Source organism: Leifsonia virtsii, assembly GCF_030433675.1.
Taxonomy (GTDB): Bacteria; Actinomycetota; Actinomycetes; order Actinomycetales; family Microbacteriaceae; genus Leifsonia; species Leifsonia virtsii.
Genome location: NZ_JAROCB010000001.1, coordinates 1,162,481 through 1,177,135 on the forward strand (window position 1 = coordinate 1,162,481; position 14,655 = coordinate 1,177,135).

The 14,655-nt window shown below is 69.1% G+C and carries 17 protein-coding genes, 1 tRNA gene and 1 other RNA gene; 8 read left to right on the forward strand and 11 right to left on the reverse strand.

Going from position 1 to position 14,655, the window contains the following annotated elements; all coding sequences use genetic code 11:
* Positions 1-9 precede the first annotated feature (9 nt).
* A complete protein-coding gene (locus P5G59_RS05625; RefSeq protein ID WP_487247319.1) occupies positions 10-375 on the forward strand; it encodes a DUF7882 family protein in 366 nt (121 codons plus the stop codon).
* 21 nt (positions 376-396) lie between these two features.
* Here the strand turns inward: P5G59_RS05625 and P5G59_RS05630 are convergent, their stop codons facing one another.
* The 4 genes from P5G59_RS05630 to ssrA form a co-directional block, all read right to left on the reverse strand.
* Entirely contained in the window at positions 397-1,323 is a 927-nt protein-coding gene (locus P5G59_RS05630) for a helix-turn-helix transcriptional regulator (protein WP_301216818.1), read from the reverse strand.
* Between the two features lie 82 nt (positions 1,324-1,405).
* Positions 1,406-1,792: an SHOCT domain-containing protein gene (locus P5G59_RS05635; RefSeq protein ID WP_301216820.1), complete on the reverse strand. Its 387-nt coding sequence runs from the start codon at positions 1,790-1,792 to the stop codon at positions 1,406-1,408.
* 89 nt (positions 1,793-1,881) lie between these two features.
* Positions 1,882-2,409: a hypothetical protein gene (locus P5G59_RS05640; protein WP_301216822.1), complete on the reverse strand. Its 528-nt coding sequence runs from the start codon at positions 2,407-2,409 to the stop codon at positions 1,882-1,884.
* Between the two features lie 71 nt (positions 2,410-2,480).
* Positions 2,481-2,875, reverse strand: a transfer-messenger RNA (tmRNA) gene (ssrA, locus tag P5G59_RS05645).
* A gap of 127 nt (positions 2,876-3,002) precedes the next feature.
* On the opposite strand from ssrA, the gene P5G59_RS05650 reads away from it, so the two are divergent.
* Entirely contained in the window at positions 3,003-3,671 is a 669-nt protein-coding gene (locus P5G59_RS05650) for an SIMPL domain-containing protein (RefSeq protein ID WP_301216824.1), read from the forward strand.
* 21 nt (positions 3,672-3,692) lie between these two features.
* Here P5G59_RS05650 and P5G59_RS05655 read toward each other — a convergent pair whose 3' ends face one another.
* The 6 genes from P5G59_RS05655 to prfB all read right to left on the reverse strand — a co-directional run bounded on the left by P5G59_RS05655 (position 3,693) and on the right by prfB (position 9,026).
* Positions 3,693-4,340: a DUF5666 domain-containing protein gene (locus tag P5G59_RS05655; RefSeq protein WP_301216826.1), complete on the reverse strand. Its 648-nt coding sequence runs from the start codon at positions 4,338-4,340 to the stop codon at positions 3,693-3,695.
* Positions 4,341-4,413: 73 nt separating this feature from the next.
* Positions 4,414-5,154, reverse strand: a complete 741-nt coding sequence (locus tag P5G59_RS05660; RefSeq protein ID WP_301216828.1) for a tyrosine-protein phosphatase — start codon at positions 5,152-5,154, stop codon at positions 4,414-4,416.
* A 22-nt stretch (positions 5,155-5,176) separates the two neighbouring features.
* Positions 5,177-5,653 carry an SsrA-binding protein SmpB gene (gene smpB, locus P5G59_RS05665; RefSeq protein ID WP_301216830.1) on the reverse strand — a complete coding sequence of 159 codons (477 nt, stop codon included), beginning with the start codon at positions 5,651-5,653 and terminating at the stop codon, positions 5,177-5,179.
* Between the two features lie 77 nt (positions 5,654-5,730).
* Positions 5,731-6,636, reverse strand: a complete 906-nt coding sequence (gene ftsX, locus P5G59_RS05670) for a permease-like cell division protein FtsX (protein ID WP_301216832.1) — start codon at positions 6,634-6,636, stop codon at positions 5,731-5,733.
* Positions 6,633-7,799 carry a cell division ATP-binding protein FtsE gene (gene ftsE / locus P5G59_RS05675; protein ID WP_301216834.1) on the reverse strand — a complete coding sequence of 389 codons (1,167 nt, stop codon included), beginning with the start codon at positions 7,797-7,799 and terminating at the stop codon, positions 6,633-6,635. Before ftsE ends, ftsX begins: the two co-directional genes overlap by 4 nt.
* A 108-nt stretch (positions 7,800-7,907) precedes the next feature.
* Positions 7,908-9,026: a peptide chain release factor 2 gene (gene prfB, locus P5G59_RS05680; RefSeq protein ID WP_301216835.1), complete on the reverse strand. Its 1,119-nt coding sequence runs from the start codon at positions 9,024-9,026 to the stop codon at positions 7,908-7,910.
* Positions 9,027-9,103: 77 nt separating this feature from the next.
* Between prfB and P5G59_RS05685 the strand changes: the two genes are divergently transcribed.
* The 6 genes from P5G59_RS05685 to P5G59_RS05710 all read left to right on the forward strand — a co-directional run bounded on the left by P5G59_RS05685 (position 9,104) and on the right by P5G59_RS05710 (position 13,653).
* Positions 9,104-10,369: an MFS transporter gene (locus tag P5G59_RS05685; RefSeq protein WP_301216836.1), complete on the forward strand. Its 1,266-nt coding sequence runs from the start codon at positions 9,104-9,106 to the stop codon at positions 10,367-10,369.
* A 64-nt stretch (positions 10,370-10,433) separates the two neighbouring features.
* Complete coding sequence (locus tag P5G59_RS05690; protein WP_301216838.1) at positions 10,434-11,471, forward strand: LLM class flavin-dependent oxidoreductase; 1,038 nt, start codon at positions 10,434-10,436, stop codon at positions 11,469-11,471.
* A 17-nt stretch (positions 11,472-11,488) separates the two neighbouring features.
* Positions 11,489-11,570: transfer RNA gene (locus P5G59_RS05695), tRNA-Leu, on the forward strand.
* 240 nt (positions 11,571-11,810) lie between these two features.
* Complete coding sequence (locus P5G59_RS05700; protein ID WP_301216840.1) at positions 11,811-12,470, forward strand: hypothetical protein; 660 nt, start codon at positions 11,811-11,813, stop codon at positions 12,468-12,470.
* Between the two features lie 2 nt (positions 12,471-12,472).
* The gene (locus P5G59_RS05705) at positions 12,473-12,766 is read left to right on the forward strand and encodes a hypothetical protein (RefSeq protein WP_301216842.1); all 294 of its coding nucleotides are present in this window, start codon (positions 12,473-12,475) and stop codon (positions 12,764-12,766) included.
* 170 nt (positions 12,767-12,936) lie between these two features.
* Positions 12,937-13,653, forward strand: a complete 717-nt coding sequence (locus P5G59_RS05710) for a DedA family protein (protein WP_301216844.1) — start codon at positions 12,937-12,939, stop codon at positions 13,651-13,653.
* A 71-nt stretch (positions 13,654-13,724) separates the two neighbouring features.
* Here P5G59_RS05710 and P5G59_RS05715 read toward each other — a convergent pair whose 3' ends face one another.
* Positions 13,725-14,627: a cation diffusion facilitator family transporter gene (locus P5G59_RS05715; RefSeq protein WP_301216847.1), complete on the reverse strand. Its 903-nt coding sequence runs from the start codon at positions 14,625-14,627 to the stop codon at positions 13,725-13,727.
* Positions 14,628-14,655: the final 28 nt, after the last annotated feature.

A 14,655-nucleotide genomic window follows, 5' to 3' on the forward strand; every position in this document is an offset into this window, starting at 1 on the left:
GAGGTGACCGTGGGTTCGTTGACGTACGCGGGAGTGGCGGTGGAGTTCGACGACCGCCTGCTGTCGCATCTCGAGATCGTGATCGTGAACAAGCTGCGGCGGCGCCAGGGGTTCGTGCTGTCGTGGCGTGACAGCCCCGACATGGGAGACGGCCGGAGTGCGATCTGGCTCGACCCCCCCATCCCCCTCTACTTCAAATTCGAGGGTTCCCGTCTGCCGGCGATCGACCGCGACTGGCTTCAGCGCCTCGCGGACTCCGCCGACAGTTCGACCGGCCTCGTCGTCATGAATGAATCGGGACATCCCATGACGGCGGGGCACCGGTTCACGGTGCGGCGGACCAGGCCCGCCGAGCACGTCCTTCAGCACGTGTAGCCCCGGGCCCCCGACGCAGCCTCAGCGCCGCAGCGTCCGGCTCGGGTTCTCGCCGAAGGCCTCACGGTACGCCTGTGCGAACCGTGCCGCGTGGACGAACCCCCAGCGTGCGGCGATCTCCGCCACCGAGGCGCTCTCCGCGTCGGAGCGTTCCAGCTCCGCCCGCGCGCCATCGAGCCGTACGGCCCGCAGGTACCGTGTCGGGGTCGTGCCGAGGGAGCGGCGGAACAGGTCTTGCAGTCCGCGCGGGCTCAACCGCGCCGCGCCCGCGATCTCCTCCACCCCGATCGGCCGGGACGCGTTGTCGTCGATGAACCGCAGCGCCCGGCGCAGGGTGGCCGGCCGGTCGGCCGTGCCGCTCGGCGTTCCCTCCGGCACCTCGACGGCGAAGCAGGCGAGCGCGTGGGCTATGAGCACGTCCCCGACCGTGCGCCGCACGAGATCCTCGCCGAGCAGCGCGGGGTTCTCGAAGGTCTCGGCCGCGAACCGGCGGGCCGCATCCCACTGCCGCTGCATCGCCGCGTCGATGGGGTGGAGTGCGACCACGCGCAGTCGCACGACGTCGAACTCCGGACCGGCGACCGCGGCGGCCAGCGCCCGCAGGTCGAGGTACACCGTGGCGAGGTCGAGCCCGCGCGACCACGAGCGGGCCTGACCGGGAGGGAGGAGGAAGGCGCCCGACGGGTCGACGCCCTCCCCGTTCGCCTCGGCCCGGTAGGCGCCTGAGAGGAGAGAACCGACGGCGAGCACCCCGTCCACATCCACCGCGAATTCGGCAGGCGACGGGATGCGGTACCGCGCGAGCTGGACACGGTCGTCGCCGCGCACCGATTGCTCGAAGCGGAACGGCTCGCGGGTCTCGAGGACGTTCGCGCGGCGGTACGTCCCGGCGAGCACGCGTTCCGCCTCCTCGATGTCCGAGGTCCGGACGTCCTCCGTGATCAGCATCGCCGCCCCCGTTCGTGTGTGACGGTCATGCCTCACCCTAGGCCCGCGCGCCGAGGCTACGGAACCCGGTGCCCGATCGTGGTCAGCTCTGCCCGGCGAGCGCCTTCGCCTTCAGCGTGTCGAACTCGGCCGGGGTGATGGCCCCGCTGTCGAGCAGCCGCTTCGCGGACTCGATCTCATCCGCCGCCGAACCGGACCCCGCGACCGACCGGATGTACTGGTCGTTGGCCTGCTGCGCCTCCACGGCGCCCGCCATGCTCCGCTGCGCCATCTTCCTACCGCGGGCGATCAGGTAGATGAGCGCCGCGAGGAATGGCACCACGACGATGAACAGTACCCACAGCGCCTTCGCCCACCCGTTCAGCTCGGGGTCGCGGAAGATGTCGATGAGGATGCGGATGAAGATCGTGATGCACACGATCACGATGTAGAACCAGAACGCCCAGACGAGGAAATCCCAGAAAGTCATGACGGCTCCCTTCCTTCCGCCAAGCGCCCATCGCTTCGCGTGGCCAGAAGGTACGTCTGGCGGTGCCGTCGTGGCTAGACGGCAACTGCTCACCAGGTGGCGGGATACACGAAGTCGGCCGCGGGCCGGCCCAGCCACTGCGTCAGCCGCATGGTAAGCTCCATGTCCGCAAGACGTGCGGTGCGCAGGTTGGTGAGGCGGCTCGCGGTGCAATCCAGCTGTTCGGCGAGGGCCGCCCACGTCAGACCGCGTCGGCGTCTCTCCTGGTTCACGGCGTCATGGAGTTCGGGAAGGTCGAGGCGGAGTCGGGCATCCTTCCCGACGGCGGGCAGACGCGTGTCCCCGACCTCGCGTCCCTCGCCGAACAGGAAGTCTTCGGGAGAACGGTCCAGCCATTGCAGCAGCATCAGCGCGTACTGGCAGGACATCGAACCGCGTCGCACCGTGCGGACGAGCGCCCCCGAGCACACAGCATGGTCGCCCAGCGCGGCTCTCAGCTCGCCCGACTGCTGCGTCAGCTCCTCAGCCAGAGCCGGCCAGCCCAGCCCAGACCGGAGCCGGCAGGCGTCCAGCTCGGCGACCAAGGCGCCCCCGTTGAAGACCGGAGCTATCGGCATGCGAGCAGTCAATCACGCGGGGCGGATCGCCGGAAGAGCCCTGGATTCGAACAACGCGTGACAGCGACCGTAAGTGGAGATGGGGGGAATCGAACCCCCGTCCACTGCTGTGGTCATGTGCCTTCTACGGGCGTAGCCAGTGAAATCGCTTTCTCGGCCCCGGAGCTTGTCGCTGGCACCTGCTCCGACGGGCCCAGTATCAGTGGAAGTCCCTCTGCACCCTGATGCTCAATGCAGAAGCAAGTCCCCTAGCTGACGCCAGGATCCGGGTAGGGAACAGTTCCCGGTCTGACGGTCTCTCAAATGGCGGAGGTGAACTTACGCCGCGAGGGCGAAGTCGGCCTTGGCCGAGACAGTGCTCTTGTTATTGGCACTTATTTTTTCGCATGGATCGTTAACGAGATAACCATGCATCCTCGACCCGCTTCTCACAGTCACGCAGACAATGTCGAAACCGATCATCCCCGTGAACGGCCGTGAGGCCGGGTCGCTGTCACGCGCTGTTGAGTTGTCCAGATGCAGTGCCCGCCGTCATCCGGCGAGCTTCTCATCATACAACACCGACGGCCGCCGCATTATGCCAGCATCGATGGATGGCCGACACGATCATCACCGTCCAAGGCGAGTACGAACTGCGGCACCCGGCGGAGCGGGGAGCGCTCCGGCTCCGGGTGTCGTACGAGGGTCCCTCGCGGGAGGAGGTGCTGTCGCTCACGACGCAGCGCCAGATGTCCCTCACGTCCGAGCTGCGGGAGCTGCACAGCCCGCAGGCGGGCCCGGTGACGCAGTGGTCGTCCGATCAGCTCCGCGTCTGGGGCGAGCGGCCCTGGGGTCCGGACGGGCAGCGTCTCGAGGTCGTGCACCACGCGGAGGTCGGCATCGACGCCCTGTTCAGCGACCTGGCCGCGCTCTCCGACTGGGTGGGCGTCGTCTCCCTGCTCGACGGCGTCACGGTCGACGGGGTCACCTGGTCGCTGACCGAGGCGCGCCGCCAGTCGCTCACCCGGGAGGCGCGCCGGCGTGCGGTGGAGAACGCCGTGGCCAAGGCCACCGTTTACGCGACGAGCCTCGGGCTGACGACGGTGAAGCCGCTCGCGCTCAGCGACCCGGGGATGCTCGGCGACGGGTCGGCTCCCGGTCAGCCAACGCAGCCGCTGTTCGCGCGCTCCGTCTCGGCCGACAGCGGTGGGGCGACGCTCGCGCTCAAGCCGGAGCAGCTGACGATCGCGGTCCAGGTGCACGCCCGGTTCGCGGCCAGCTGACCGGCCGCAGGCGCCCTACGTTCAGGAGCCCGGCGTGGCGGGACCCGGCGTCGACGGCGGCCGGGTCGGGAAGCCGGTGAGCTTGAGCACACGGGTCGCGGTCACCGTCCCGCCGGAGCGGGTCCCGATCACGACGACCTCGTCGCCGCTCGCGAAGTCCGACTTCGAGGCCGACTGGCCCGGGACGCCGAACACGGTCGACGAGTCCACTTTCACCTTCACCGAGGCGCCTCCGTCGCGATCGATGGTCCAGGTGTCGCCGGAGATGGAGGCGATCGTCCCGCGGACCATAACGTGGCCCATCTGGCCGTTCCCGTCGCCCTTGCCGCCGTTGCCGTTCTCATCGCCGTCGCCCGGCCGGCCGGGCATGCCCGGCATCCCGGGCACCCCCGGCTGCTGACCCTGCGGAAGCACCCGCGAGATCGCCCGCTCCCCCACGTGCGTGACCACGTTCGCGACCGCGAAGGCCCCGGCGGTGAACAGCCCGAGCAGGATGACGACCGAGAGCACCAGGGTCGAGATCGCGAAGGCGAGACCGTGCCGCTTGTAGAACGGCTCCGGCGGAGCGCCTGCCGGCGCGGTGCCTGCGGGCGCCGGCCCCGCAGCAGGCGGAGGCGTCGCGTTCTCCGGCCGTGGCGGAAGCGGCTCAGTGGGCTGGGTGTCGCTCATGCTCACATGAAAGCAGCGTTCCCCCCGAATCGCGCTGGGAACCGGTTATGGGTCCGATGAGAATGTCGGCCGCTCAGGCCGGCTCGACGAGCACGGAACGGAGTTTCGCGAGCTCCAGCTCGTCCAGCCCCGCGTCGAGCAGGTAGGCACGCACGCTGCCGGCGCGCTCCTCGATGCGGTCGATCGTCGTCTCCAGCGCCTCGCGGGGGCTGCCGCCGAGGATCACCCGCAGGTCGGGCGTCACCTCGACGCCGTAGCCGCGGACGAGCTCCAGCATGCCCTCCAGCCATGGTCCCTCGAGGTTGGCCTCGGTGAGCGCGTAGTCGGCGACGACCGTCTCCCGGTCGACCCCGACGGCGAGCAGCGCGAGCGCGACGACGATGCCGGTGCGGTCCTTGCCTGCCGTGCAGTGCACGACCACGGGCTCGTCGCGGGTGTCGGCGATCTCGCGCAGCGCGGACACGATCACGTCGGTGTGCTGGAAGACGATCTTGTCGTAGAGGTGCACGATCGTCGCGCCGATGCTCGACGCGGATGCACCCGAGCCTTCGAAGACCGGCAGCCGGAGCACCTCGATGTCGAGGCCGTCCAGGTCGTCGGGCAGCGCCTCCACCTCGAAGTCGTCGCGCAGGTCGATCACGACCCGGACGCCCAGCTCACGCAACGCCTCGCGGCCCGACTCCCCCAGCCGGCCGAGCGCGTCGGCGCGGTACAGCTTGCCCACCCGCGTGGTGCCGCCCGCCGCCGGATAGCCCCCGACGTCGCGGAAGTTGTAGGTGCCGTCGATCGGGAGGCGCTGAGCGGTGGAGTCCATGAGGCTAGTCTCGCACCGCCGGTCACTCGCCCAGGTGGTTGCGGTTCGACATCGCCCGCTCCGCCTCGCGCTTGTCCTGGCGCTCGCGCAGCGCCTGGCGCTTGTCGTACTCGCGCTTGCCCTTCGCGACCGCGATCTCGACCTTCGCCCGGCCGTCGTTGAAGTAGATCGAGAGCGGCACGATGGTGTAACCGCCCTGCTTCACCTTGCTCTCGATCTTGAGGATCTGCGCCTTGTGCAGCAGCAGCTTGCGCTTGCGCCGAGGCGCGTGGTTGTTCCAGGTGCCGTCGGCGTACTCCGGGATGTGCACGGCGTCGAGCCACGCCTCACCGCCGTCGACGAAGCCGTAGCCGTCGACCAGCGACGCCCGGCCCAGCCGCAGCGACTTGACCTCGGTGCCGGTCAGCACGAGTCCGGCCTCGAAGGTGTCCTCGATCAGGTAGTCGTGGCGCGCACGGCGATTGGTGGCCACGACCTTCTGGCCACGTTCCTTCGGCACGGCTCACTCCTCACGTCGACACCGGATCCGCCCGCGGGTTCGCGGGGGCAGCGGACCAGTCTAGCGCAAGGCGCCCCCTAGACCTTCAGATAGCGCTTGATCGCGAAGTTCGCGGACGCGGCGGCGAGCACGACGCCGATCACCACCAGGATGGGGATGACGAGCCACGCCTGCTCCATCCCGACGAAGTTGATCGACTGGATGCGCTCGCTCAGGTACCCGCGGACGAAGAACTGAACGCCGAGGCCGATCACCACCGACGCCAGGATCGAGCCGACGAGCGCCGCGATCACGCCCTCGATGATGAACGGGGTCTGGATGAAGCGGTTCGACGCCCCGACCAGCCGCATGATCCCGATCTCCCTCCGGCGCGAGAAGGCGGAGAGCCGGATCGTGGTCGCGATCAGCAGCACGGCCGCGACCAGCATCAGCGCGGCGACGCCGATGGCGGTGTAGCTGGCGGCGTTCAGGATGCTGAAGATCTGATCCAGGTAGCTGCGCTGGTCGACGACGCTCTGCACGCCGGCCGACCCGGAGAGGGTCTCGGTGAGGACCGCGGACTGGTTCGGGTCCTTGAGGTTCACCCAGAACGTCTGCGGGATCATGTCCGGCGTGACGAAGTCGGCGATCTGGTTGCCCTTGAACTGCTCCTTGAACTGCTCGTAGCCCTGCTTCTGATCCTGGAAGTAGAACTTCTGGATGTAGGGCGAGAGCTCGGGCGACTCCAGCTGCTTCTTGACCGCCTCGACGGTCTGGTCGCTCGCCGGGCCGCTGGCGCAGTTGTCGGTCGGGGTGCAGAGATACACGGCGACCTGGGCGCGGTCGTACCAGTACGTCTTCATCTGGCCGATCTGGAGCTGCAGCAGCACGGCCGTGCCCACGAAGGTCAGCGAGATGAACGTCACCAGCACGACGGAGACGACCATGGAGAGGTTGCGGCGGAGGCCGTTGCCGACCTCCGACCAGATGAGTCCGAATCTCATTTCGTCGGCCCCACATTCTGGTCGCCGTCACGGTCGGAGCCCTCGCGGAGACCGCTGAGGTCGAGGTTGGCCGTGAAGTTGAGGTGGTCGGGCAGCTCCTCCGAGGAGGGCGCCGGGGGGACGGGCGCTGTCGCGAACTGCTGCGGCGGCGGGTAGGCCGACGACTGCTGCGGCTGGGCCGGCTGCTGCTGCACGGGCTGCTGCTGCACCGGCTCCGCGTACGGCTGTTCGTACGGCTGCTGCGGCTGCACCGGCTGCGCGTACGGCTGCTGCTGCACCGGCTGCACGGGCGCCGTCTGCTGCGGCACCGCCACGGGCGCCGTCGGCGTCGACGTCGGTGCGTTCGGACGGGTCATCGGCCCCTCGGCGTGGGCCGCGGCGCCTGCCACGTGCGATCCAGCCGCAGCCCCGGCGAACACGGGGGTCGCCGCCGAGACGGGCTCGTCGCGCTCCAGCGGCTGGGCGACCGGGATCGCGGCGGTGAAGCCGTACCCGCCGTGCCGCTCGTCGCGCACGATCTGGCCGCCGACGAGCTCGATCACGCGGCGCTTCATCTGGTCGACGATCGCGGCCTCGTGGGTCGCCATGAGCACCGTGGTGCCTCCGGCGTTGATGCGCTCGAGCACGGCCATGATGCCGGCGCTCGTCGCGGGGTCCAGGTTTCCGGTCGGCTCGTCGGCGAGCAGCACCTGCGGCTTGTTGACCACCGCGCGGGCGATCGCGACACGCTGCTGCTCACCGCCGGAGAGCTCGTGCGGCAGACGCTGGGCCTTGCCGTCGAGTCCGACCATCTTCAGCACGTCCGGTACGGCCTCCTGGATGAAGCCGCGCGACTTGCCGATCACCTGCAGCGTGAACGCGACGTTCTGGAAGACCGTCTTGTTCGGAAGCAGGCGGAAGTCCTGGAAGACGACGCCGATGTTGCGGCGGAAGTAGGGGACCTTGCGGGAGGAGATCGTGCCGAGGTCCTGCCCCAGCACGTGGATCCTGCCCTTGGTCGGCTTCTCCTCTTTCAGGATGAGGCGGAGGCAGCTGGACTTGCCCGACCCCGATGCGCCGACGAGGAAGACGAACTCTCCGCGCAGCACTTCGAGGTTGATGCCGTTCAGCGCCGGGCGCGCTGTGCCCGGGTACTGCTTGGATACGTGTTCGAACCGGATCATGACTGTTCGAGACTATGCAGTCGCGCCGCGATCCGCAGTAACGACATGCCCGGCGGCGGCAAGCCTGACAGCGAGCCGGACGGCCGCCGCACGTCGCCTTTGCGCGGATCAGGAGTCGGCGTCGGCCTTGTTGCCCGCGCGCCAGCGGATGCCCGCCGCGATGAACCCGTCGAGGTCGCCGTCGAAGACGGAGCTCGGGTTGCCCGACTCGTAGCCGGTGCGGAGGTCCTTCACCAGCTGCTGGCCGTAGAGGAAGTAGGAGCGCATCTGGTCGCCCCAGCTCGCCGTGATGGTGCCGGCGAGCTCCTTCTTCTTCGCGGCCTCCTCCTCGCGCTGCAGCAGGAGCAGGCGGGTCTGCAGGACGCGCATTGCGGCAGCGCGGTTCTGGATCTGCGACTTCTCGTTCTGCATCGAGACGACGAGTCCGGTCGGGAGGTGGGTGATGCGCACGGCGGAGTCGGTCGTGTTGACCGACTGGCCGCCGGGACCGGAGGACCGGAACACGTCCACGCGGATGTCGCCCTCGGGGATCTCGACCTCGGTCGCCTCCTCCATGAGCGGGATGACCTCGACCGCGGCGAACGAGGTCTGCCGCTTGTCGGCCGAGCCGAACGGGCTGATGCGCGCGAGCCGGTGCGTGCCGGCCTCCACCGACAGCGTGCCGAAGGCGTAGGGCGCGTCCACCTCGAAGGTCGCCGACTTGATGCCCGCACCCTCGGCGTAGGAGGTGTCCATCACCTTGACCGGGTACTTGTGCTGCTCCGCCCAGCGCAGGTACATGCGCATGAGCATCTCGGCGAAGTCGGTGGCGTCGTCGCCGCCCGCGCCGGAGCGGATGGTCACGATCGCCGCGCGCTCGTCGTACTCCCCGCTCAGCAGGGTCTGCACCTCGAGGTCGCCGAGCGCGGTCTGCAGCGACTGCAGCTCCGCGCGGGCCTCGGCGGCGGACTCCTCGTCCTCCGCCTCGTTCGCCAGCTCGACCAGCACCTCCAGGTCGTCGAGCCGCTGCTCGATGGCGGTGATGCGCGACAGCTCGGCCTGGCGGTGGCTGAGCGCGCTGGTCACCTTCTGTGCGTTGGCGGTGTCGTCCCAGAGGTCGGGCGCCCCGGCCTGCTCGCTGAGCTCGGCGATCTCGGCGCGCAGCTTGGGCACGTCGACGACCGCGGTGATGTCGGAGAAGGTGGAGCGCAGGTCCGCGATCTGGGAGGAGAGGTCGAGTTCGATCATGTCGGCATCCAGCCTACCGGCCCGGACCTCGTCGCCGGGCGGGAGACCCCTGCCGAAAGTTGTACGGTGTTAACGACATGACTTCCGACGAGCGCCCGTTCAGCTTCCGCTCCGTCGCCCTCGCCGCCTTCCTCCCGACGCTGCTGTTCTCGATCGGGGAGGGCGCGATCATCCCGATCATCCCCGTCGCCGCCGGCAACCTCGGTGCGAGCCTGGCGATGGCCGGCTTCATCGCGTCCATGGTGATGCTCGGCGAGCTGGCCGGCGACATCCCGAGCGGCTGGGTGGTCTCCCGCGTCGGCGAGCGCACCTCGATGATCGGCGCGGCCGTCGTCGCCATCGCCGGCGTCGCGGTCTGCCTGGTCGCGCCGAACTACTGGGTGCTGATGGGCGGCATTTTCCTGGTCGGGATCGCCACCGCCGTGTTCGCGCTCGCCCGGCACGCCTTCATGACCTCGTACGTTCCCGTGCAGTACCGGGCGCGGGCGCTGTCGACGCTGGGCGGCATCTTCCGCGCGGGATGGTTCGTCGGGCCGCTGATCGCCTCCCTCGTCATCAGCGCGACGGGGTCGACGCAGTCGGTGTTCTGGATCTTCATCGTCAGCTGCCTCGGCTCGGTGGTCGTGCTGATCGCGCTGCCCGACCCGGAGAAGATGTTCGGGCCGTCCGCCCACGTCACCGACGACCGCGGTGAGCGCGTGACCGAGGGCGAGGAGGACGCCGAGGAGCGCGCGCACGGCCTGTTCCGCACGATCTGGTCGTTCCGAGAGGTGCTGCTGCGGATGGGCGCCGGCGTCTCCCTGGTGGCGGCGATCCGCTCGGCCCGCACGGTGCTGCTGCCGCTCTGGGCCGTGTCCATCGGGCTGAGCGAGTCGAACACGGCGCTCATCATCGGCATCGCCGGCGCGGTCGACTTCGCCCTGTTCTACGCCAGCGGGCAGATCATGGACCGGTTCGGCCGGATGTGGAGCGCCATCCCGTCGATGCTCGGGCTCGGGACGGGGTTCATCGTCCTCGCGTTCTCGCACGACCTGCCGTCGAACGTCGCGTGGTACATCGGCGTCTCGCTGTTCCTGTCGGTCGCGAACGGCATCGGCTCCGGGATCGTGATGACCCTGGGCGCCGACCTCGCGCCGAAGGACCACCCGGCGCCGTTCCTCGGCGCGTGGCGGTTCTCGGCCGATGCCGGTCAGGCCGCGGCTCCCCTGTTCGTGTCGCTGCTGACCGCGCTCGTCTCGATCTCGTTCGCCAGCGGGGTGATGGGCGTGCTCGGGCTGGTGGGCGCCGGGATGCTGGCGCGCTACATCCCGCGCTACGTCCCGCGGAGGGCGCGGCCGGCCTGAACGGGAATAGCCTCGGGACGCGTGGCGCTAGCATCCATGCAGACGCATGAATCGAGGGGACGACATGGCCGGGACACTGGAACTCGGGATCGACACGTTCGGCGACGTGACGCTGGACTCCGAGGGGGCCCCGCTGCCCCAGGCGCAGGTGCTGCGCAACGTGGTCGCGGAGGGGGTGCTGGCCGACCGCGTCGGCCTCGACTTCTTCGGCATCGGGGAGCACCACCGCTCCGACTTCGCCGTGTCCGCGCCCGAGGTCGTGCTGGCGGCGATCGCCGGGCAGACCGAGCGCATCCACCTCGGCTCGGCCGTCACCGTGCTGAGCTCCGACGACCCGGTGCGCGTCTTCCAGCGGTTCGCCACGCTCGACGGGGTCTCGGGAGGCCGCGCAGAGGTGATCCTCGGCCGCGGCTCGTTCATCGAGTCGTTCCCGCTGTTCGGCCTCGACCTGGCGAAGTACGAGGAGCTGTTCGAGGAGAAGCTCGCTCTGTTCGCCGAGGTGCGCAAGCAGCAGCCGGTGACCTGGACCGGCGAGCTGCGCGCCCCGCTCACCGAGCAGTCCGTCTACCCGCACGTCGAACACGGCCTGCTGAAGACCTGGGTCGGCGTCGGCGGCAGCCCGGAGTCGGTCGTCCGCGCTGCCCACTACGGCTTCCCGCTCGTGCTCGCGATCATCGGCGGAGGCCCGATGCGCTTCCAGCCGCTGGCGGAGCTGTACCGCAAGGCGCTGGAGCAGTTCGGCCAGGACACGACGCTGCCGATCGGCGTCCACTCCCCCGGCTTCATCGCCGAGACCGACCAGGAGGCGAAGGACATCCTCTGGCCGCACTACGAGGTGATGACGAACCGCATCGGCCGCGAGCGCGGCTGGCCGCCCGCGTCCCGCGCCCGGTTCGAGCACGAGGCCGGGCCGGACGGCGCGCTCGTCGTCGGCTCGCCGGAGACCGTCGCCCAGAAGATCGCGTACGCGGCGAAGGGGCTCGGCGCCTCCCGGTTCGACATCAAGATGAGCAACGGGACGCTGCCGCACGAGGACCTCATGCGCTCCATCGAGCTGTACGGCACAGAGGTGGCCCCGCGCGTGCATGAGCTAATGTCGTAGCCGCGCGCTGACGCGTCGCGGGAGTGGTGAAACTGGCAGACACGCAGGATTTAGGTTCCTGTGCTTCACGGCGTGAGGGTTCGAGTCCCTTCTCCCGCACCGGTGGGTCACGCCCGTACTCCCGCGTGATTCTGCGGACGCTGTGGCGCGTCGCGGCCCGCCGACCGTCGATCCGGGCGACTCTCGCGATTCCTCGCCCCGTCGCGTCATGAAGCAATCGGCGTTGTCGTCTTAGCAGGTGACGGGATGACATTCCGTCACGGTCGGGGACGGTCAATCCTTCCGCTTGCGGGTGAGGAACATGTCCACGCGTTCGATGAGGAACACGAGAGGTCCACCATGATCCATCGCATTACACGCGCCTCTGTCCGGTCCGCGATCAGCCTCGCCATCGTTACGTTCGTGTCCTCGACCGGCGTCGCGGTCGCGAACGCGGCCGACGCACCCGCCGACAACGAGGCGACCTTCCAGGAGTTCGTGGAGGGCATGGGCGTCGATTCGGCGAGCGCGACGGTGTTGACCGCGAAGTTCGACGAGCTGCCCGCGGCAGAGCAGGAGCGCCTCGCTGACGTGATCGAGACCGACCCGTTGTCGGTGCTCGACTTCCAGGACGACGGCGCCGCCCCGACGATCGCCCCGGCGGGCGGCGGCCTCAGCGTCCAGGCATACGCGACCGCGAGTAAGTACACGGCCACGTACCCGGTCAACGCCACGCTGTTCGGTATCACCACCGGCACGTTCAATCTGAGGTACACCTTCGAGGCGACCTCCAACGCCGTGACGCGAAATCTGGAGTGCACCGGATGGTTCACGGGTACGGCAGGCGTCTGGACGGTCGACTCCCGGTCGAGCCAATACATCTCCAGCGGCGTCGGAACATGCACGGTGACGCACAAGATGTCGCTGCTGTACAAGGGCTCGTCGTTCACCGCCAACAAGCAGCAGCAGCTCAACTACCGCGGGACCACCCTGGTCAGCGGTGGCCTGAAGAACATCTGATCGTGGACTTCACCGACCCGGTTCCCCGCCGGGCGAGCCCCGATGGGTGGCTGCTGGCCGCAGCGATAGTGGTCGCGGGCGCTGCGGTCCTGCTGCCCGTGGCGCTGATCGGAGTCGTCGCGCTTCTAGTCTGGGCGTCGGTGCGCCTCGCCCGCCGCCGACCAGGTGCGGTTGCTCTTCTGACGGCCACGGTCATTGTGCTCGCCTCCTCCCTCCTCGCGGCGATCGCGGTCGGTATCGTTACGGCGACCGCAGCGTCCACGAGTCCGGAGGGAGTGACCCTCATCCGAGGATGACCCCGTCTCGAAACGCCCTCAGCTCCGAGTCCCTTCTCCCGCACCGGTGGGTCAGACCACGGGATGATCTTTTCTCCTGGGCCCGGAATTCGCACGCTTCGTGCAGCTTCCGGACATGGGCCGACGCTAAACTCGGGCTCAGCTTTCCCACCGATCCCTCATGGAGAACAGTGATCCATCACGCCGGCCTCATCCCGTGGCTCGACCCGCACACCATCATCTCGGCGGCGGGTCCGTGGGCGCTGCTCGTGGTCGCGGCGATCGTCTTCTCGGAGACCGGCCTGCTGGTCGGCTTCCTGCTGCCGGGCGATACGCTGCTCATCATCTCGGGTCTGCTGACCCACACCTCGCTGGTCTTCGGCGTCGACATCTGGTGGGTCTGCCTGGCGATCGCGTTCGCCGCGTTCCTCGGCGGAGAAGTCGGCTACCTGATCGGCCATAAGGCCGGTCCCCGGATCTTCGAGCGAAAGGAGTCCGGCCTGTTCTCGATGGAGAACGTGCGCCGGACGAACCACTTCTTCGAGCGCTTCGGCGCCCTCGCGATCATCGTGGCGCGCTTCGTGCCGATCGTGCGCACCTTCGCGCCGGTCGCGGCGGGCGTCGGCCACATGAGCTACAAGAAGTACTCGCTGTACAACGCGATCGGCGCACTGCTGTGGGGCGCGGGCCTGACATTCTTCGGGTACCTGATCGGGTACATCCCGCCCGTCGCGAACTTCGTCTCGAGCTACATCGACGTCATCCTGATCGGCGCGGTGCTCATCACCCTCATCCCGACGCTGTTCCACTACTTCCAGTCGGTGCGCAAGGCGAAGCGCAAGGCCGCCGACGACGTGACCGCGCCGCCCGTCGTCGACGAGCCCGCACCCTCCCGCCCCGAGGCCTGACCGCCGCAGCTCGTGACGAATCGGCGCGGTTCGTCACGAATCGGCGCGATTCGTGACGAGTGACGGCCGGGTCAGCGGTGGAACTCGTCCTCGTGGGCTGCGTGCTCGGCGGGCTCCAGCTGGAAGGTGGAGTGCTCCACGTCGAAGTGCTTCGACAGGCACCCCGAGAGCTCGTCCAGCAGGACGCCGGTGCGTCCCGAGCGGAACACCTCCGGCTCGCACACCACGTGCGCCGTGAACACGGGCGCGCCCGACGTGATCGCCCAGACGTGGACGTCGTGCACGGCCACCACCCCGGCCGTGCCGAGGATGTGGTCGCGAATCTGCGCGACGTCCGTGTCGGCCGGAGCCGCCTCGCTGAGCACGCGCACCACGTCCCGCAGCAGCGTGAACGCCCGCGGCACGATCAGCACCGCGATCAGCAGCGATGCGATCGCGTCGGCGGGCATGAACCCGGTGGTCAGGATGATGACGGCCGCGATGATCACGGTCGCCGACCCGATCAGGTCGCCGAGCACCTCCAGGTACGCACCGCGCATGTTGATCGAGTGCCCGGCCGCCGGGCGCAGCAGCAGCAGCGCGCCGAAGTTGGCCACCAGGCCGATCGAGGCGACGATCAGCATCGGGACGCTGTGCACCTCGGTCTCACCGCCCACCAGCCGCCCGATCGCCCCGACGGTGACGCTCACCGCGACGACGACCAGGATGAGGCCGTTGATGAGCGCCCCGAACACCTCGGCCCGGCGGAACCCGAACGTCTGCCGGTCCGTCGCAGGCCGGGCGGCGACGATCGTCGCGAGGAGCGCGACGATCAGGCCGGCGAGGTCGCTCAGCATGTGCCCGGCGTCGGCGAGCAGCGACAGCGACCCGCTCAGCCAGGCGCCGACGACCTCCACCACGAGCACCGTCGCCACGATGGCGATGGCGATCGACAGGCGGTTGCGGTTGGCCGTGTGGCCGTGGTCGTGACTCATCGCTTCTACGGTAGGGAGAACTCGCCGC